At 74.3% G+C, this 19,101-nt stretch carries 14 protein-coding genes; 8 read left to right on the top strand and 6 right to left on the bottom strand.

Translation table 11 applies throughout. The features are described from left to right. Positions 1 to 88 precede the first annotated feature (88 nt). The 3 genes from OYE22_RS02700 to OYE22_RS02690 all read left to right on the top strand — a co-directional run bounded on the left by OYE22_RS02700 (position 89) and on the right by OYE22_RS02690 (position 4,273). Positions 89 to 1,051, top strand: coding sequence for an electron transfer flavoprotein subunit alpha/FixB family protein (locus OYE22_RS02700; RefSeq protein WP_277318890.1), 963 nt, complete (start codon positions 89 to 91; stop codon positions 1,049 to 1,051). A 210-nt stretch (positions 1,052 to 1,261) separates the two neighbouring features. Then, on the top strand, positions 1,262 to 2,638 hold the full coding sequence (locus OYE22_RS02695) for an aldolase/citrate lyase family protein (protein ID WP_277318889.1): 1,377 nt from the start codon (positions 1,262 to 1,264) through the stop codon (positions 2,636 to 2,638). 177 nt (positions 2,639 to 2,815) lie between these two features. Beyond that, positions 2,816 to 4,273: an ATP-binding protein gene (locus OYE22_RS02690; RefSeq protein ID WP_277318888.1), complete on the top strand. Its 1,458-nt coding sequence runs from the start codon at positions 2,816 to 2,818 to the stop codon at positions 4,271 to 4,273. Positions 4,274 to 4,378: 105 nt separating this feature from the next. On the opposite strand, the gene OYE22_RS02685 is transcribed toward OYE22_RS02690, so the two are convergent. The 4 genes from OYE22_RS02685 to OYE22_RS02670 form a co-directional block, all read right to left on the bottom strand. Then, complete coding sequence (locus OYE22_RS02685) at positions 4,379 to 5,962, bottom strand: MFS transporter (RefSeq protein WP_277318887.1); 1,584 nt, start codon at positions 5,960 to 5,962, stop codon at positions 4,379 to 4,381. A 164-nt stretch (positions 5,963 to 6,126) separates the two neighbouring features. Further along, positions 6,127 to 6,597 (bottom strand): MarR family transcriptional regulator, encoded by a 471-nt coding sequence (locus tag OYE22_RS02680; RefSeq protein ID WP_277318886.1) that lies wholly within the window; start codon positions 6,595 to 6,597, stop codon positions 6,127 to 6,129. Positions 6,598 to 7,029: 432 nt separating this feature from the next. Then, entirely contained in the window at positions 7,030 to 7,677 is a 648-nt protein-coding gene (locus OYE22_RS02675) for a maleylpyruvate isomerase N-terminal domain-containing protein (protein ID WP_277318885.1), read from the bottom strand. Positions 7,678 to 7,759: 82 nt separating this feature from the next. Next, positions 7,760 to 8,758, bottom strand: a complete 999-nt coding sequence (locus OYE22_RS02670; protein ID WP_277323956.1) for a LacI family DNA-binding transcriptional regulator — start codon at positions 8,756 to 8,758, stop codon at positions 7,760 to 7,762. A 288-nt stretch (positions 8,759 to 9,046) separates the two neighbouring features. Here OYE22_RS02670 and OYE22_RS02665 point away from each other — a divergent pair, with 288 nt between their 5' ends. The 3 genes from OYE22_RS02665 to OYE22_RS02655 all read left to right on the top strand — a co-directional run bounded on the left by OYE22_RS02665 (position 9,047) and on the right by OYE22_RS02655 (position 14,123). Next, positions 9,047 to 10,030, top strand: coding sequence for an ROK family protein (locus tag OYE22_RS02665; protein WP_277318884.1), 984 nt, complete (start codon positions 9,047 to 9,049; stop codon positions 10,028 to 10,030). 128 nt (positions 10,031 to 10,158) lie between these two features. Further along, positions 10,159 to 12,342 (top strand): protein kinase, encoded by a 2,184-nt coding sequence (locus tag OYE22_RS02660; protein WP_277318883.1) that lies wholly within the window; start codon positions 10,159 to 10,161, stop codon positions 12,340 to 12,342. Positions 12,343 to 13,088: 746 nt separating this feature from the next. Continuing rightward, positions 13,089 to 14,123 (top strand): NUDIX domain-containing protein, encoded by a 1,035-nt coding sequence (locus OYE22_RS02655; RefSeq protein ID WP_277318882.1) that lies wholly within the window; start codon positions 13,089 to 13,091, stop codon positions 14,121 to 14,123. Positions 14,124 to 14,479: 356 nt separating this feature from the next. Here OYE22_RS02655 and OYE22_RS02650 read toward each other — a convergent pair whose 3' ends face one another. After that, entirely contained in the window at positions 14,480 to 15,868 is a 1,389-nt protein-coding gene (locus tag OYE22_RS02650) for a dipeptidase (RefSeq protein WP_277318881.1), read from the bottom strand. 169 nt (positions 15,869 to 16,037) lie between these two features. Here OYE22_RS02650 and OYE22_RS02645 point away from each other — a divergent pair, with 169 nt between their 5' ends. Next, on the top strand, positions 16,038 to 17,252 hold the full coding sequence (locus OYE22_RS02645) for a geranylgeranyl reductase family protein (protein WP_277323955.1): 1,215 nt from the start codon (positions 16,038 to 16,040) through the stop codon (positions 17,250 to 17,252). Positions 17,253 to 17,623: 371 nt separating this feature from the next. Here OYE22_RS02645 and OYE22_RS02640 read toward each other — a convergent pair whose 3' ends face one another. Continuing rightward, entirely contained in the window at positions 17,624 to 18,208 is a 585-nt protein-coding gene (locus OYE22_RS02640) for a nitroreductase/quinone reductase family protein (protein ID WP_348652177.1), read from the bottom strand. Positions 18,209 to 18,372: 164 nt separating this feature from the next. On the opposite strand from OYE22_RS02640, the gene OYE22_RS02635 reads away from it, so the two are divergent. Continuing rightward, positions 18,373 to 19,077 carry a TetR/AcrR family transcriptional regulator gene (locus OYE22_RS02635; protein ID WP_277318880.1) on the top strand — a complete coding sequence of 235 codons (705 nt, stop codon included), beginning with the start codon at positions 18,373 to 18,375 and terminating at the stop codon, positions 19,075 to 19,077. The last annotated feature ends 24 nt before the right edge of the window (positions 19,078 to 19,101 follow it).

The following is a 19,101-nucleotide window of genomic DNA, read 5'->3' as shown; positions in this document are numbered from 1 at the left end:
CGGCGCGGCCCGCGACAGCGGCCCCTGGCGGGGCGCACAGCCCACGCCCCCTCACCGTCTCGCACTTTCTTCGCAGGAGAGCAGATCCATGGCTGAAGTACTCGTCTATGTCGACCACGTGGACGGCGCCGTCCGCAAGCCCACCCTCGAACTGCTGACGCTGGCCCGCCGCATCGGCGAGCCGGTCGCCGTGCACCTGGGCCCCGGCGCGGACACCGCCGCCGCGGTGCTGGCCGAGCACGGCGCCGTCAAGGTGCTGGCCGCCGACGCGCCGGAATTCGCCGACTACCTGGTCGCCCCGAAGGTGGACGCGTTGCAGGCCGCGTACGACGCCGTCGCGCCGGCCGCCGTGCTCGTCCCGTCCTCCGCCGAGGGCAAGGAGATCGCCGCCCGCCTCGCGGTGCGCGTCGGCTCCGGCATCATCACCGACGCCGTCGACGTGGAGGCCGGCGACGAGGGCCCGGTGGCCACGCAGTCCGTGTTCGCCGCGGCCTTCACCACCAAGTCCCGCGTCACCAAGGGCACCCCGATCATCACCGTCAAGCCGAACTCGGCCCCCGTCGAGGCCGCCCCGGCCGCCGGCACGGTGGAGCAGCTCGCCGTCACCGTCGCCGACAGCTCGAAGGGCACCAAGGTCGTCTCGCGTACCCCGCGCGAGTCGAGCGGGCGTCCGGAGCTGACCGAGGCCGCGATCGTGGTCTCCGGCGGCCGTGGCGTGGGTGGCGCCGAGAACTTCCCGATCGTCGAGGGCCTGGCCGACTCGCTCGGCGCGGCCGTCGGCGCCTCGCGCGCCGCGGTCGACGCGGGCTGGTACCCGCACACCAACCAGGTCGGGCAGACCGGCAAGTCGGTCTCCCCGCAGCTCTACATCGCCGCGGGCATCTCGGGTGCCATCCAGCACCGGGCCGGCATGCAGACCTCGAAGACCATCGTGGCCATCAACAAGGACGCCGAGGCGCCCATCTTCGAGCTGGTCGACTACGGCGTGGTCGGCGACCTCTTCGAGGTCGTCCCGCAGCTCACCGAGGAGGTCAAGTCCCGCAAGGGCTGACCCCGTCGACCGGTCCCCGCGACCGGTGACCGCTCCACGGCACCAGGCCCCGCGCACGCCCGCGCGGGGCCTGGCGCGTTTCCCGCCCCGGGGGCCGGCGGGGAGGGGGGTGTTGACCCGGGTGGAGGGCGCGGATAGCTTCGCTGGGCGGATGTTGCATTTCGTCCTACGGAAGAACTGGTATTGCGGAAGTAGGGGAGGGGTGCGGGCATGGAGCAGCACGAGGCGGTGGCCACCACTCTGGCGCGTTCCGTACGCGAGGAGATCGGGGCCGCGCTCGCCGACGTGGACGCGGAGTTGGCCCGCCGCTACCCCGGCGACCCGGGCACCAGACAACCCGTGCACACCGTCTACGTCCCCGGCGACGCCTTCGCCGCCGACACCGTGCGCTCCTGGGGCGACCAGGCCCTGCGCGCCCTGGACGAACACGCCCCGGACCCGGCCTCCCTCGCCGCCGTGCTCGGACTGCCGGACGACCTCGCCGAGCCGGTGTACGCGCGGGTGCGCGCGAAGCTGGAGCGCGAGCCCGTCGAGGATCTGCGCGTCGACTTCGAGGACGGCTACGGGACGCGGCCCAACGCCGAGGAGGACGCCGCCGCCGCCCGCGCCGCGCGCCTGGTGGCCGCCGCCAGCGCCAGCACCGGGCCCCGCGAGGCCGCCCCGTACGTCGGCATCCGCATGAAATGCCTGGAGGCGGCCGTACGCGAGCGGGCCGTACGCACCCTGGACGTCTTCCTGACCGCGCTCGTGGACGCGGGCGGGCTGCCCGCCGGGCTCGTGCTCACGCTGCCCAAGGTGAGCCACCCCGAACAGGTGCGCGCCATGGTCCGGTTGTGCGAGGAGTTCGAGCGGGCGCGCGGGCTCGCGGCGGGTCGCATCGGGTTCGAGATCCAGATCGAGACCACCCAGGCCATCGTCGGCCCCGACGGCCGCGCCACCGTCGCCCGCCTCATCGACGCCGCCGCCGGTCGCGCCACCGCCCTGCACTACGGCACCTTCGACTACAGCGCCTCCTGCGGCGTCAGCGCCGCCCACCAGTCGCTCGACCATCCGGCCGCCGACCACGCCAAGGCCGTCATGCAGGCCGCCGCGGCCGGCACCGGCGTGCGCCTCTCGGACGGTTCCACCAACGTGCTGCCCGTCGGCCCCACCGCACGGGTGCACGACGCCTGGCGCCTCCACTACACCCTGGTACGCCGCTCGTTGGCCCGGGCGTACTACCAGGGTTGGGACATGCACCCCGGCCACCTCCCCACGCGGTACGCCGCCGTCTACGCCTACTACCGGGAGGGGCTCGAAGAGGCGGCCGGCCGGCTCGCGGCGTACGTACGGCGCGCGGGCGGCGCCGTGTTGGACGAGCCCGCCACCGCCCGGGCGCTCAGCGGTCACCTGCTGCGCGGCCTGGACTGCGGGGCGCTGGACGGCGCCGAGGTGAGCCGCCTGACCGGCCTGGACCGGGCCGACCTGGACCGGCTCGCGGGCCGGCCCACCCCGACCGCCGACGCGGCCCCGGGCGCGGGGGCCGCCCCGCACGCCGCTGGCCAGCCCGGCTGCTCAGACGCTGGCCAGCCCGTACGGCGCCGATAGGCCGTACAGCGTCGATAGGCCCGTACAGCGCGATAAAAGGAGCGGCCCGGCCGGCCGATCGGCCCGTACGATGCGCGAGGTGGTGCCCGCTGGGGCGGGTGTCGCCGGGTCGGCGGCGCGCGGCCCCGGGACAGGCCGGGGGGACCACGGGCGCCGCGGAGGGGGAGTGGCGCAGGCATGGACAACACCGAGATCGCCGAGTTCGGCAAGCTCTTCAGGCAGTTCCTCGACCAGGTGGTCCACCGCGAGCACGTGGCCCCGGAGCGCTCACTCGACCTTCGACTGCGCGACCACCTCGGCCGGCCGCCGGAGGAGGCGCCCATCGTCAAGGCCAGCTACCCGGCGTACGACCACGCCAACGTGCACCTGGCCGTCGAGCGCTGGTTCACCGAGCCCGGCCGCGCCCACGAACTCATCGGCGTCGCCTCCGAGAGCTACCGAGGCGACTCCCTCACGGAGATCATCGAGGCGACCCAGCGCTACGGCCGACACGCCGTCGGCGCCGTCGACTACGCGTACCTGCCCGTCTCCACCGACGAGGAGTTGGCCTGCGTCGCCTTCGGCATCTACCTCGGCACCGACGACGGCGAACCGTACGTCGTGCTGCTGCGCGGCCCCGACGAGGAGTACGGGCGGAACAAGGTCGAACTCGACGTGCTCACGGCCGACCGGGACGCGGCCAAGCGGCTGCTGGCGGGCGTGGACCGGCTGATCCGCGAACACAACGTCTTCCGCGGCAAGGTGCTCTCCTTCCAGAGCAGCCACTTCGGGGACGGCATCGGCCCCTTCCGGTTCCACCCCAGGCCCGCGCTCGCCGCCTCCGACATCGTGCTGCCCGACGGGCTGCTGGCGCGCGTGGAGCGGCAGGTCGTGGGCGTGGCCAGGCGCCGCGAGCGCCTGCGCGCGCACGGCCAGCACCTGCGCCGCGGGCTGCTCCTGTACGGGCCGCCCGGCACCGGCAAGACGCACAGCGTGCGGTACCTGCTGTCGCAGTTGCCCGAGTTCACGGTGGTCGTGCTGTCGGGCACGAGCATCCAACACGTCGCCGACGCCTGCTCGCTGGCCCGCCACCTCCAACCCGCGTTGGTCGTCCTGGAGGACTGCGACCTCATCGCGGAGTCCCGCGACTTCGTGGACGACGGACAGCCGCTGCTGTTCCAGGTCCTCAACGAGATGGACGGGCTCGGAGACGACGTGGACGTGGCCTTCCTGCTCACCACCAACCGGGCCGACGTCCTGGAACCCGCGCTGGCCCAGCGCCCGGGCCGGGTGGACATGGCCGTGGAGATCCCGCTACCGGACGCTGAGGGCCGGCGCCGGCTGCTCGACCTGTACGGGGCCGGGCTCGGACTGCCCGAGGCGGCGCTGGCGGACGCGGTGGCACGCACCGCCGGCACCACCGCGTCCTTCGCCAAGGAACTGATGCGCAGGACCACGCTGTTCGCCGCCGAGCGCGAGGCGGCGGTGGAGCCCGCCGACCTGGACGCCGCCCTGCGCGAACTCCTCTCCGACCAGGACGCCCTGACCAGGCGCCTGCTCGGCGTGCCCGACCCGGACGCCGCGCCCGACGGCGGCGCCGGGGCGTTCGCGGACGGGGAGGCGGACGAACTGGACGACGACCCGTTCCTGGACTAGGACCGTCTGACAACTGGTCTCCGCGCCCTCGACCCGGTTCAGGCCGCCACCGTGGCCACCGCGCCCTCGACCATCTACCGAGGAACACGGCCGACCGGACGCGTCCTAGTGATCGACGCGGTTGGCGGTTCGCCGGACGCCCACGGCTGCCAGGACGGCGCCGGCCACGCAGAGGATGCCTGCGGTCAGGACGGCGGTGTGGACGCCGTTCATGAAGGCGGCATGGCTGCCCTGGGCGATCGCGGAGCTGAGGGGTGCGGGTGTTCCGGTGGTGGGCGCGATGCCCATGGCGACCGCGTCCTTCGCCTCCAGCAGCGCGGTGGCCGCGGGGGCGGGGACGCCCGCCGAGATGAGTTCGCCGGTGAGGGTGGTGCCCACACGGCCCGAGATGAGGGAGACGAGGACGGAGGTGCCCAGCGCGCCTCCGACCTGGAGGGCGGTGGCCTGCAGGCCACCGGCGACGCCGGCGTCCCTGACGGGGGCGTTGCCGACGATGGCGTCGGAGGAGGAGGCCATCACCATGCCGACGCCGAGGCCGAGGGCGATGAACGGCGGCCACATGAGGCCGTAGGCGCTGTGAGCGTCCCAGGCGAGCATGGTGAAGCACGCGACGGCCTGGAGTGCCATGCCGAGGGGCATGGTGAGGCGCGGTCCGAACCTGTCCGTGAGCGCGGCACCGAGCGGTGAGGCGACGACGGAGGCGAGGCTGAGGGGAAGAGTGCGGACCCCTGCCTCGACGGGGGTGAAGCCGCGCACGTTCTGCAGGTAGATCATGACGAAGAAGATCACCCCGAGCAGGACGAAGAAGTTCAGCGCCGTGATGATCGTGCCGATGGTTAGGGCCGGGTTGCGGAACAGGCGCATGGGCAGCAACGGGAAGGCGACCCGGGTCTGCCACCAGCCGAAGATCGCCAGGACCACGAGGCCGGCCCCGATGGAGCCGAGGGTGCCGCCGGAGGCCCAGCCCCAGGTCTCCCCCTTGACCACGCCGAAGACGAGGGCGAGGAGCCCCGCGGCGAGCAGGAGGACGCCGAGGACGTCGAACCTCTCCCGCGCGGCGTGCTCGTTCCGGCTCCGCGGCAGGACGGCAGCGCTGAAGGCCAGGGCGATGACGCCGATGGGGGCGTTGATGTAGAAGACGGACTCCCAGTTGACGTGCTGGACGAGGAAGCCGCCGACGATGGGGCCGAGGGCTGTGGAGACCGAGGAGACCATGGCCCAGATGCCGACGGCCATGCCGAACTTCTTCGGCGGGAAGACGGCGCGGAGCAGGCCGAGGGTGTTGGGCATCAGCAGGGCGCCGAAGAAGCCCTGGAGGGCTCGGAAGGCGATGACGCCCTCGACGGAGCCGGCCAGGCCGATGGCGACAGAGGCGAGGGTGAAGCCCGCGACGCCTACGAGGTAGAAGGTGCGGCGGCCGAAGCGGTCGCCGAGCTTGCCGCCGAGGATGAGGGCGGCGGCGAGAGCGAGCAGGTAGGAGTTGGTGACCCACTGCAGGTCGGACGTGGACGCGTGGAGGTCCCGGCCGATCTCGGGGTTGGCGATCGCGACGACGGAACCGTCGAGCCCGACCATGAACAGGCCGAAGGCGACGGCGATCAGGGTCAGCCACGGGTTGGATCGAGGCCCGCGCGTTGCTTTGGCGGACGGGGAGTGGGACGGTTCGGCCAGGGTGCCGACGGAGGACATGGGTGTGTGTTCTTTCGTCGTGAAGAAACGCCGAGCCGGCGCACGGCGCCACGAGGGGCAGCCGGCCGTGACTGGCGGAAAGAGGAAAAGGGCGGGAAGTCCCCGACGCGCTCGCCGGGACATACCGGGGCGTGCCTAGGCGAGCGCCCGCGCGCTGACGCGGTTCAGCGCGCGGTGTGCAGGTGCTCGCTGAGCGACTGGAGGGACCCCAGGGCTGAGCCGAGGGCGTCGAGCTCCCCGTCGGTCATCGTCCGCAGCGCCTGCGCGGCGCGCTCTCCCATGAGCTGCGTGACCTCGCCGAGCTGCTGCCGCGCGGTCGGGGTGAGGAAGAGATGTGCGACGCGCTTGTCGGCACCGCCTTGGCGGCGTTCGAGGAGCCCCTGCTCGGTGAGCTGGGTCACCAGCGCGCTGACGTTGTTCGGCTTCATCCGCACCGCTTCGGCGGCCTCACGAACCGTGGTGCCGCCATGGGCCTCGACATACCGCAGCAGCGTGAGCTGGGCGTCAGACGGCTTGGGGTGCGGGTAGTGCTGGTCGACGTGCCGCTCGAAGGCCCGGGTCAGCGCGGGCACACATGCCACGAGGCCCAGGGCCAAGCGGTCGATGTCCTGGTGGGACGCGCTGAACGGGGGCATAGCCTGAATGTAGCTATGCGGGTATACGTATGTCAAAGGAGCTATCTCCCCCGTCGGGAACCGGCCCGCGACGATCGCCATGGTGTGTGCCGCCACGCCGTGTCGTGATGAGGGCTCGAACGCTCTCTGGGGGAGAGCCGGAAGGGACCGCCGTCCGGCGCTGAGCGCGGCAACGGACTGCGACCGAGTCGAGCTTCCCGGGCGGCAACCCCACTCTCGCCAGCCAGCGGTCCGGCCGCCGCCCGCGGGGGTGACCGGGACGTACCGGGGACCTCGGCGACGGCGAAGGAGGCGCCGCGCACGGTCCTCCAGCGGTCGACGGGAGGGTCGGTCTCGGCGGGCCGGGCTCCCGACGCCCCGTGCGTCACGTGAGGCGAGGCGTGGGCCGCCGGGCGGTGACGGCGGTCCCGCGTGGGCCGTCGTCGTGGAGGGTCAGCGTGGCGCGCCGTACCAGCGCCACTTGGCCAGTCGTGGGTGGTCGGGCAGCTCGGCGCGGCCGGTGGACCAGAGCAGGGTGGGCCAGGGGTCCGTGGTGCGCGGGGCGTCGGGGAAGAGGCGCGCCAGGACCCGTGCGCACACGTCGGCGGACGGGGACCAGTCGAGGCCGAGACCCTCGGCCAGGTCGTGGGTGTGCACCAGGGTCTCCACGAGTCCCATCGCGGCGAAGCCCTCCGGGTCGGAGGCCCCGAAGACGTGGTGGGCGCGCACCTGGGGTGGCTTCGTACGGACCATGGCGACCAGCAGCGCGCCGCTGGCCTCCAGCACCTGCAACAGGCCGTCGGGACCGGCCGCGCGGTCGGCGTGGATGGCGTTGGCGGGGCCGCCGGGCCTGCGGCTCTCCCAGACGAACGGGACGTCACCGGTCAGTGGCGGTATGGCGGGGCCCAGTTGGGCGGCGTAGGCGAAGAGGTCGTCGCTGAGGTGCTCGACGGTCTCCCAACAGTCCCACTCCAGCGTGCCGGCCTTGCTCTCCCACGCGGCGGCGGGCGCCTGCCGGAGCGTGGCGACGGCATGGCGTACGGCTCGTTCGAGGTCGTCCGCGGTGACCGGGGAGCGCGGCGCTTCGGTTGGTAGACGCATGTCGGAACCTTAGCGAGGGGCCCGGAAGGGCCTCCTCCGTAGGGCCCGCCGGAGCCGGCCGCGCCGGTGCCGCGTGCGGTCGTTACGAGGCCACGCGGTGTGCGGGCGGGATCTCGCCCGAGCCACGGGCGATCAACCGGGTGGGCAGCACGACCTGTCGGGGCTCCTCCTCGGCACCCTCCAGGCGACGGAAGAGCATGTTCGCCGCGGTGCGGCCGAGTTGGGCCGCGTCCTGCGCGACGACGGTGACTCCGGGGGAGAGCAGGTCGGCGAGTTCGAAGTCGTCGAAGCCGACCAGCGCGGCCCGGCCGGGTCGCGCCGCCAGCACGCGTACGGCCGTGACCGTGACCCGGTTGTTCCCCGCGAACAGCGCGGTCACCGGCTCCGGTCCGGACAGCATCGCCTCGGTCGCGGCCAGCACCCGGCTCGGGTCGGTGGCTCCCAGCGACATCCACGCCTCGTTCACGGGCAGGCCGGCGGCGGACATCGCCGCCCGGTAGCCGCGCAGCCGCTCGATGGCGGTGTGGATGCGGGGTTGGTCGCCGATGAAGCCGATGCGCCGGTGCCCGTGCGCGATCAGGTGGGCCACCGCGTCCCGGGCGCCGCCGAAGCTGTCGGAGAGCACCGCGTCGCAGTTGATCCGGCCGGCCGGGCGGTCCACGAAGACGGTGGCGACGCCGGCCGAGATCTCCGGCTCCAGGTAGCGGTGGTCGTCGCCGGCCGGGATGACCACCAGGCCGTCCACCCGGCGCGCGCACAGCGCGAGGACCAACTCCTGTTCGCGGGCCGGGTCTTCGGCGCTCGAACCGTTGATGAGCAGCGCCCCGTGGTCCCGGGCGACCTCCTCGACGGCGCGGCTGAGCGGCCCGTAGAAGGGGTCGGCCAGGTCTTCGAGGACCAGGCCGACGCTCGCGGTGCGGCCCTTGCGAAGGATGCGGGCGCTGTCGTTGCGGCGGAAGCCGAGGGCGGTGATCGCTTCCTGTACGCGGCGTTCGGTGTCGGGCGTCACCCCGGGCTCGCTGTTCACCACGCGGGAGACCGTCTTCAGGCCGACCCCCGCGCGGGCCGCGACGTCCTTCATGGTGGGCCTGTTGCCGTAGCGAGGAGAGGTGGTGCCGTTGCGTTGTGTGGTGCCCCGGGCCGGGTCAGTCACGGTGCGCTCGTCCTGTCGCTGGATTGTCTGTTGGCGGCGTCGGGTCGAGCATAGCCTCTAGACAACGTTGTCAAATTCGGCGGAGACTATGACCGGAACCGGGGTGCGCGCGCCCACGCCCCGCCGCCGGGCCGCGTACATTCGGCTCCCGCCCGCCCCACGGGACCGTTCCGGGCACGCCAACCGGCCCCTCACCGCCTGTCAGGAGACCGCCCCATGTCAGATGAGCTCGTCGCCGCGCTGGACATCGGCGGCACCAAAATCGCGGGCGCGCTCGTACGGGGGACCGGCGCGCTGACCGTACGGGCACGACGGGCCACGCCGGCACGCGCATCCGGGCCCACCGTCATGGCCGAGGTGCGCGCCGTGCTCGACGAGTTGGCCGCGAGCCCCCAGTGGTCGCGGGTGGTCGCCGTCGGCATCGGCAGCGCGGGCCCCGTGGACGCCTCGGTGGGCACCGTCAGCCCGGTCAACATCCCCGGCTGGCGCGAGTACCCGCTGGTTGACCAGGTGCGCCAGGCCGTGGGCGGGCTGCCGGTCACGCTGGTGGGCGACGGCGTCGCGATGGCGGCGGCCGAGCACTGGCAGGGCGCGGCGCGCGGCCGCGCCAACGCGCTGTGCATGGTCGTGTCCACCGGCGTCGGCGGCGGCCTGATCCTCGACGGTCGACCCCACCTCGGCCCCACCGGCAACGCCGGGCACATCGGGCACATCAGCGTCGATCTCGACGGCGACCCGTGCCCCTGTGGCAGCCAGGGCTGCGTCGAGCGCATCGCCAGCGGTCCCAACATCGCCTCGAGGGCCGCCGCGGGCGGCTGGCGGGCGGGGCCCGAGGGGGCGGGAGCCGCCGCCGTGGCCGCCGCCGCCCGGGCCGGCGACGCCGTCGCCCGCGCCTCGTACGAGCGCGCCGCACAGGCGCTTGCGGCCGGCATCGCGGCCACCGCCACCCTGGTGGAGGTCGAACTCGCGGTCATCGGCGGCGGCGTCGCGGGCGCCGGCGAGGTGCTGTTCGCCCCGCTACGCCGCGCCCTGCGCGACTACGCGCGGCTGTCCTTCGTCCGGGAACTGTCCGTCGTGCCAGCTCAGATGGGCACCGACGCCGGCCTGGTCGGCGCGGCCGCGGCCGCCGCGCGGGCCAGTGACGTCGCCGGCTTCGGCACCGCGGCCGGGGCGCGCTCCGGGCAGCGCGTGGGGCCGTAAGGCCCGCGACGGGCCGGGGCCTAAGCTGAGCCCACGCGGCGCCAGCACGCCCGCGCGAGGCGCCACCGCGCGCGGGACGCGCGGCAGGGACCAGGGCGCGGCACGAGTGCGTGAGGGGAAGACGGCACGTGAGTACGGGGGACGGCGCGGACCTGACCGGCAGGGTGCTGGGCGGAAGATACCGGGTCACACGGCAACTCGGGCGCGGCGGCATGGGCGTGGTCTGCGCGGCCGTGGACGAGGTGCTCGGCCGTGAGGTCGCGGTCAAGGTGCTCCGCGCCTTCACCGACGCCGGGCCGGCCGAACTGGCGGACCTGCGGACCCGGATGCGCCGCGAGGCGCGCGCGGCGGCCCGTATCCGGCACTCCGGCGTGATCACCGTGCACGACGTCGCGGAGGAGAACGGGCTGCCCGTCATCGTGATGGAGCTGATCGACGGGCCCTCGCTGGACGACGTGTTGACGGCCGAGGGCGTGCTGGACCCGGCGCGGGCCGCGGCCATCGGGGCGCGGGTCGCCGAGGCGCTGGGCGCCGGCCACGAGGTGGGCGTGCTGCACCGCGACGTCAAGCCGGGCAACGTGCTGCTCGACCGCGCGAGTACACGGGGGGCGTACGGCACGTCGGCCCAACTCGGCGCCGGCCGGGTCGTCCTCACGGACTTCGGCATCGCCACCATGGACGCCCCCGACGACGGAGCGGCGACCAAGCTCACCCGCAGCGGCGAACTCATCGGCTCACTCGACTATCTGGCCCCCGAACGCGCCCAGGGACACGAACCGGGGCCGGGGTCCGACGTGTGGGCGCTGGGCATGACGCTGTACGCGGCCGTCGAGGGCTCCTCCCCGTTCCGTCGCACCTCGGTGTGGTCGACGCTGACCGCCATCGTGACCGAGCCGCTGCCCGAGCCGCGCCGCGCGGGGCCGCTGACCCCGGTGTTGTGGGCCCTGATGGCCAAGGATCCGGCGGCCCGCCCGACGGCGGCTCAGGCCGCCGCGATGCTCGACGCGGTGGCCGCGGGGCACGCCCCACCGCTGGCCGGGGGCCCGGGCGGCGCGTACGGGGCTAACGGCGCTTACGGGGCTCCGGGTGCTCCGGCGCACGGATCGGGCGGCGACTGGGGCCAACGGCCCGCCGGCGCCGGCCAGCAGGCGCCCGACCCCGGCGTCTTCGGCGCGCCGGCCCAGGGGAGCGGGGCGGGCGCGTACGGCGCGGGCCCGGCGCACGGTGCGGGCTCGGCGCATGGCCCGGTGGGCGCGGACGGCGTGGTGGGTGCGGGCGGTGCGGTGGGTGGGTTTGGTGGTTCGGGCGTGGCTGGGGACGCGGGTGGGCCGGGAGTCGCTGGCGTGCCGGGGGCGGTTGGGGGTTCCGGTGCGTCGGGCGCCCATGCGGGCGTGGGTGCGGTGTCGGGGGCGCCCGGGGTGGCGGGGACCGCTGGTACGGCGGGGGCTTCCGGCGCGGTCGGGGCGATGCCGCACGCACTGGGGGCCGGTGGGGCCGGTGGAGTGGCCGGGCGCGGTGGGCACGGCGAGGGCGCCGGGGAGGTGCTGGTGGCCGGCGGTGGTCGGGCCACGCGGCGGCTGCCCGCCCGCCGGCGTGCCCGACGCGGCACGCTGGCCGCAGTGACGGCGGCCACCGTGCTGGTGGGTGGCGGCCTGACGTACGTGCTGATGGACCGGGACGGCGGCGACGAGACGCGAGCGGGCGGCGGGTCCTCCGGGCACCCCACCGACGGCGCCGAGCCGGGTGCCGTCGACCCGAACGGCGGGGCGGGCGAGCCGGAACAGGGCGGCGCCAAGGGCAAGCGCGGACCGGGGGCCGGCGCGTCGCCGACGCCCACGGACTCGGGCGGGCCCACGGAGCGGGGCGACGACGAGCCCGGCAAGGGCGACGCCGACGAGAGTGGCAAGGGCGACGGGGACGGCGCGAAGGACGCGGACCGGGACGCGGCGGGGGAGGAGCGCGAGGGCCGGGACCGGCCGAGCGCGTCCGAGCCCGGGCCCGGCGCCTCGACCCAGGCCCCGGCGCCGGTGTGCCACCCGTCGGGAGCCGGCGCCGGCAAACACGACTGCACGGTCTGGAAGTCCGCCTCCTCCTACACCCGCGACGGCGCGCAGGTGGGAACCCTGAACCAGGGCACCAACTACTTCTTCTGCCAGGAGAACCTGGGCCGCCGCGAGACGTCGGGCGCCTGGACCAACGTGTGGTGGGCCAAGACCGACGACGACAGCGGCAACGCCGGTGTGTACGTCAGCGTCGTCTACGTCAAGGGCGGGGCCAACGACCAACCCGTCCCGGGACTGCCCGTCTGTTGACCGCCCCGCGCCGACCTGGCCCTGGCCCTGGACTTGGCCCGCTCTGGCTCTGATCCGCTCTGGCTCTGAACCCGGCCTGGCTCTGAACGCGGCTGGGAGCTGCTCCCGGTGCGGCTCCGGCGGCGACGGCGGCCCCGGTGTCGGCCGCCGACTCGGAGCCGAGCCGCCCGGGGTCGGTTCCGTCCCGTGGCGGTGTCTGACGGCGGGAATGCGACACGGCGAAGTGGCGCGGTGTCGGGCGCGTGGGTGCAGGCGCGGAGCGCAGGGGCGCGTACGGAGGAGCGCAGGCGCGCGGGCCTGGGCGGATGACCGCTGCCCGGGCCTGCCGGAGCCTCGGCGCGATGGCGCGCCCGCCTGCCCCGCGCCACGGCGCCGCGTGGCTCGCGCGGCGGCGCACGGCGCGCGTCGGCGGGCCGCGCTTCGGCCCGGGCGTGCCCTCGCGTGACCCGCGCGGTGGCGCCGAACGATGCCGCCACGAATCCCGCCCCGACCACCGCCGACTGCGGCGTGACCGGCGGTTTCCCGGGGGTCGGTGGGACGGCGGTGCCGCCAGGGGTTCGCGACCGGTCGGCCCGACCCGGCCGGTGCCCGAGGCGCCGGCGACGGGCCCGAAGGCCCCGTCGCCGGCCCCCGCTTCCCGCCCGGCGGCCCGCCGTGGGCCCGGGCGCGCCCCCTCCGAACCGCACACGTTTTCGTGGCACGGTGATGCGGGCAACTGTCTGGGGGCTACGGAGGAGGGGGAACCCGTGATCGTCTGGCTGAACGGCACGTTCGGTGTGGGGAAGACCAGCACGGCGCGTGAGGTGTGTGAACTGCTGCCCGACAGCACGTTCTTCGACCCCGAACTGATCGGCGGCGGCCTGCGCACGATGTTGCCGAGCAAGCGCCTCGCGGAGGTGGGCGACTACCAGGACCTGCCCTCCTGGCGGCGGCTGGTGGTGGACACGGCGGCGGCACTCCTCGCGGAGGTGGGCGGGGTGCTGGTGACGCCCATGACGCTGCTGCGGCAGGACTACCGGGACGAGATCTTCGGTGGCCTGGCGTCCCGCCGCATCCCCGTGCAGCACATCCTGCTCCACGCGGAGGAAACGATCCTTCGCGAGCGGATCGAGGATCGGGCGCTCGTCCCCGACCAGCCCGAGGCCGACGCGGCGATCCGAAAGTGGTGCCTGGACCACCTTGAGCCCTACCGCGGGGCACTGTCCTGGCTCACCGCCGACGCACACGTCATCCGCACCGACCAACTCACCGCGGGCCAGGCCGCGGAGCGGGTGGCCGACGCGATACGGGGCGGCGCGGGCGCCTGCACGGTGGTGCAGACGCCGCGCCCCACGGCGGAGACGGTGGCCTCGGGGGTACTGCTCTTCGACGAAGACGACCGTGTACTGCTCGTCGATCCCACCTACAAGCCCGGCTGGGAGTTCCCCGGCGGTGTGGTGGAGCCCGGCGAGCCCCCCACCCGCGCCGGGGTCCGCGAGGTGGCCGAGGAGTTGGGCATGCGCCTCGCCGACCCGCTGCGGCTGCTGGTCGTGGACTGGGAGGCGCCGAACCCGCCGGGATACGGCGGACTGCGCCTGCTCTTCGACGGCGGCCGGCTCAGCGAGAGTCAGGCGGGGGAGTTGCTGCTCCCCGCGGACGAACTCCGTGGCTGGCGCTTCGTCACGGAGGACGAGGCGGCCGACCTACTGCCCCCGCACCGCTGGCACCGACTGCGCTGGGCCCTCCGCGCCCGCGAGCGCGGCTGCCCCATCAACCTGGAGCAGGGCCTCCCCGTCACCTGAACCCCCGCGCGCCCCGCCGCATCCCCGTGCGCCCCGCGCGACGTCGGTCACCGCACCGCAGCACACTGGCTCCGTACCGCCCGGCATCGTGCCGCACCGTCGCCTGGCCGGGTGCCGGTGGCACCCGGCGCGGGGCGCACGAGATGGGTCCGCCGGCTCGCCCGCCCGCCCGTCCGCCGGTGCGGCGGCTCCGGTGGGTCGAGCCGTGCGACCGACCGACGGCCCCCCGGGGTGCCGTGGTTACGGGCCTCGCAAGGCGCAGTGCGCCCTGTCGCCCCCGCCCCGCCGCCGCGCTTGGCTGAGCGCTGCGGCAGAGGTGGGGGTGGGGGTGTCGTCGGTTGGGGGTGGTGGTCGTGTCAGGCCGCGTTGGCTGCCGCGTACTCGACCAGGAACAGGGCCTCCGCGAGCGAGAGCCGCTCCAGCTCCTGCGGCGACACGCTCTCGTTGACCGCGTGGATCTGGGCCTCCGGCTCGCTCAGCCCGATCAGCAGGATCTCGGCCTCCGGGTAGAGCGACGCCAGGGTGTTGCACAGCGGGATCGAGCCGCCCATGCCCGAGATCTGCATCTCCTGGCCGTCGTAGGCCAGGCGCATGGCCTTGGCCATCGACGCGTACGCCGGGCTGCTGGTGTCGGCGCGGAACGGCTGGCCCTGGCCCACCTGCTCCACGGCGATCTTCGCGCCCCACGGGGTGTTCGCCTTCAGGTGCGCGGCGAGCAGGTCGGTCGCCTCGGCGGCGTCCACGCCCGGCGGCACGCGCAGGCTCACCAGCGCGCCGGCGCTCGCCTGCACCGAGGGGGTGGCGCCGACGACCGGCGGGCAGTCGATGCCGAGCACGGTCACCGCGGGGCGGGCCCAGATCCGGTCCGCGACGGTGCCGGAGCCGATGAGCTCCACTCCGTCGAGCACCTTGGCGTCCTTGCGGAACTCCTCCTCCTCGTACTGCAGCCCCTCCCAGCTCGCGTCGGACGCCAGGCCCTGGACCGTGGTCGAACCGTCCTCGGCGCGCAGCGAGTCCAGCGCCCTGATCAGCGCTGCCAGCGCGTCCGGGGCGGCGCCGCCGAACTGGCCCGAGTGCAGGTTGCCGCCCAACGTGTCCACCTGCACGCGCATCAGCGTCATCCCGCGCAGGGTCGCCGTGGCCGTCGGCAGCCCCACCCGGAAGTTGCCCGCGTCCCCGATGACGATGGTGTCCGCCGCCAGCAGCTCCGGGTGGGCCTCGGCGTAACGCTCAAGCCCCCCGGTGCCCTGCTCCTCGGAGCCCTCGCAGATCACCTTGACGTGAACGGGTATCCCGCCGTTCTCCTTGAGGGCCCGCAGCGCCGTCAGGTGCATGATCAGGCCACCCTTGCAGTCGGCGGCCCCGCGTCCGTACCAGCGGCCGTCGCGCTCGGTCAGCTCGAAGGGCGGCGACAGCCAGGCGGCCTCGTCCAGCGGGGGCTGCACGTCGTAGTGCGCGTACAGCAGGACCGTCGGAGCGCCTTCGGGGCCGGGGAGGAAGCCGTAGACCGACTGTGTGCCGTCCGGGGTGTCGAGCAGGGCGACGTCCTGGAAGCCCTCGCCCCGCAGCGCGTCCGCCACCCAGTTCGCGGCGGCCTCGCACTCGCTCCTGGGGAACTGGGCTGGGTCGGCGACCGACTTGAACGCGACCAGTTCGGTCAGCTCCGCACGAGCCCGGGGCTGGAGTGCGGCCACGGCCTGGGCGAGCGTGGCGTGGTCGGACTGGCTGACGGAGGCTTGCTCCATGGAACGCTCCTTGTGGGCGCGGCGTTATGTCCGTACGTACGGGCGAAGGGTGCACCGATCTTCCCACAGCGGGGCCGCCGAGCGGCGCGCCGTAGGATGCGAGCGGTAGCCGAAGCGAGTGGTCGAGCGGGAGTAGAAGTACATCGTGAGCAGCGACAACAGCGGCGAGATGGGTCTGCACGGCGGCGACGACGCGGCCGACGACAGCGAGTCGGTGTGGGACGTCGTGGTCGTCGGGGCGGGCCCGGCGGGCGCCTCCGCCGCGCACGCCGCGGCCTGCGCGGGCCGCAGGGTGCTGCTCCTGGAGAAGGCGGAGCTGCCCCGCTACAAGACCTGCGGTGGCGGGATCATCGGGCCCTCGCGCGAGGCCCTGCCACCGGGCTTCGAGATGCCGCTGCGGGACCGCGTGCACGCCGTGACCTTCTCGCTCAACGGCAAGCTCTCGCGCACCCGGCGGTCCAAGCAGATGCTCTTCGGGTTGATCAACCGGCCCGAGTTCGACGCCGCGCTGGTGGAGTCGGCCACGGCCGCCGGGGCCATCCTGCGCACCGGCGTGACCGTCTCCCGGGTCGAGCAGCACGGCCCTTCCGTGCCCGACCGGCGCACCGTCGCCGTCGTGCTCAGCGACGGGGAGACCGTGCTCGCCCGGGCCGTCGTCGGGGCGGACGGCAGCGCCAGTCGGATAGCGGGACACGTGGGTGTCAAGGTCGAGCAGGTGGACCTCGGCCTGGAGGCGGAGATCCCGGTGCCGCCGACCGTCGCCGAGGACTGGGCGGGCCGGGTGCAGATCGACTGGGGACCGATTCCCGGCAGTTACGGCTGGGTCTTCCCCAAGGGCGACACCCTGACCGTGGGCGTCATCTCGGCGCGCGGCGAGGGCGCCGAGACCAAGCGCTACCTCCAGGACTTCATCGCGCGCCTGGGCCTCGCGGGGTTCGAGCCGAGCATCTCCTCCGGCCACCTGACGCGCTGCCGCTCCGATGACTCGCCGCTCTCGCGCGGTCGCGTACTCGTCTGTGGCGACGCCGCGGGGCTGCTGGAGCCGTGGACCCGGGAGGGGATCTCCTTCGCGCTGCGCTCCGGCCGGCTGGCGGGGGAGTGGGCCGTGCGCATAGCGGAGGCGCACGACGCGGTGGACGCGCGGCGGCAGGCGCTGAACTACGCCTTCGCCATCAAGTCGGGCCTCGGCGTGGAGATGGGTGTGGGGCGCCGTCTGCTGTTGGCCTACGAGCGGCGACCGGGCATGGTGCACGCGGCGATCACGGGTCTGCGTCCGGCCTGGCGGGCCTTCGCGAAGATCACGCGCGGTACCACCACGCTTGCCGAGATCGTCCGCACCCACCCCTCCGCACGTCGCCTGATGATGGTGCTCGACCGCGGCTGACGCGCCGACCCCGCTCCGTCGTCGGGAAGGCCGCGGGGCGCCGTGCCGCGTCGGCCCGATGCCCCAGGCGCGACCCGGGCGGGCTTCCGCCGCGACGGCCGGTGGCCGGCTGGCTCCGTCGCTGGGCGGCGGGCCGTGGCGGGTGCGGGTCGCGCCGCCTCGCCCGCCGGTGAGCCGGTCGCGCCAGGGCACGAGAGCGAGGCGGCGGCGCGGCCTCAGTCTCAGCGCGTGCGCGGCGGCGTGGACGAGAGCGGCGAGTGCCTGGCGGGTGCTGGGTCGGTGAGTGGCGGCGGCCCAGCGAGTTTGCTGGGTGGCCGTGGGCAGGGGCGTTCGGGAGTATGGTGCCGCGTCGCGAGTGCGTCGCCGGGCCGTCAGGGGCGTGCGGTGCTCAGCGGCTCGGGGATGGCCTGGGTGGCGTGTCCTGCAGCGTCGCTGGCGTCGGTCGGGGCGCTCGGCCCTGAACCCGCGGCGGGCTCGCGCCGGGGAGAGTGTGCTGTCCATGCCTCATCGTCCGCGTAGGTCAACGTGAAGATCGGGTGCTGCCGGGCGACCTCGGCCAGCTTCTCGTCGCTCGACGTGCCCGTGGCGCCGTCGAAGAACCTGCCCACCTCGAAGCCCCAGCGCTTGAGGTAGGCCCGGAGCACCCGGGTCTTCTCCGCGCCCTCGGGCAGCTCTATCGCGCGGAACGGCCGCACGGTGCGCCCCTTTCTGAGCTGGCCGCCACCCGCCGCCCGCATGTTGCGCACCCACTGCGTGGTGCCCCGGGCCGCCACCAGATAGTGCGCCCCGTCGAGGTGGAGCGGGTTGACCGGCACGCTGCGCCATTCACCGGTGGTCCGGCCGCGCACCGACAGCTCCGCGCTGCCGTACAGCGAGACGCCGCGCCGGGCCAGCCAGGCGATCCCGCCACCGATCACCCGGGCCTCGAACCAGCTGGGCTTCGCGTAGTGCGTCATGGTGGGCCTTTCGTAGGAGAGACGGGCTCGCGCGGCAGGGCCTCGGAGCCATTTTCGAGAGCGGTGCTCTCGCTTGGGATCAGTGTGCACGAATCGGCGACCCGAAACAAGAGCAGTGCTCTCTTTTCTGGTTGGTGCTCCGCTTCGGTGGCACACTGGCCCGCATGAGTGCGATCAAGGGGGCCAGAGAGCGGGCCCGTGACGAAGTGACCGCCGCGATCAAGGAAGAGGCGCGGCGGCAACTCGCCCGCGAGGGCGCCGCCAAACTGTCGCTCCGGGCGGTCGCCCGCGAGCTGGGCATGGTCTCCTCCGCGCTCTACCGCTACTTCCCGAGCCGGGACGACCTGCTCACCGCGCTGATCATCGACGCGTACGACGCGCTGGGCGCCGCCGCCGAGGACGCGCTCGCCGCGGCCAGCGGGGGCTCTCCGGACCGGCGGTGGACGGCCGTCTGCCGTGCCGTGCGCGAGTGGGCGCTCGCGCATCCGCACGAGTACGCGTTGATCTACGGCACGCCCGTGCCCGGCTACACCGCCCCCAGCGACACCACGGGCCCCGCCGCCCGCGTCGGCCTCGCCCTCATAGCCGTACTCCGCGACGCGCACGAGGCGGGGGAGCTGCGCCCGACGGACGCGGCGGCGGCGCCCGCGCCGGTGCAGGAGGACGCGCGGCGACTCGGTGACGAACTCGGCGTCGACCTGCCCGCACCGGCGCTGGCGGGCCTCACCGCGACCTGGGCGCAACTGTTCGGGCTGGTCAACTTCGAGGTGTTCGGGCAGTTCAACCACGTCGTCGAGGCGCGGGACGAGTTCTTCGACCAGGCCGCCGCCGGGCTGGCCCGCCAGGTCGGCCTACTCCCCGGGGAGTAGCCGCGCGCACCGCGTCGGGCTGAC

The sequence above is a fragment of the Streptomyces sp. 71268 genome, from assembly GCF_029392895.1.
Lineage (GTDB): Bacteria > Actinomycetota > Actinomycetes > Streptomycetales > Streptomycetaceae > Streptomyces.
Note: the sequence above shows the minus strand (reverse complement) of the source record. Positions and strands in the feature narration are given on the sequence as shown.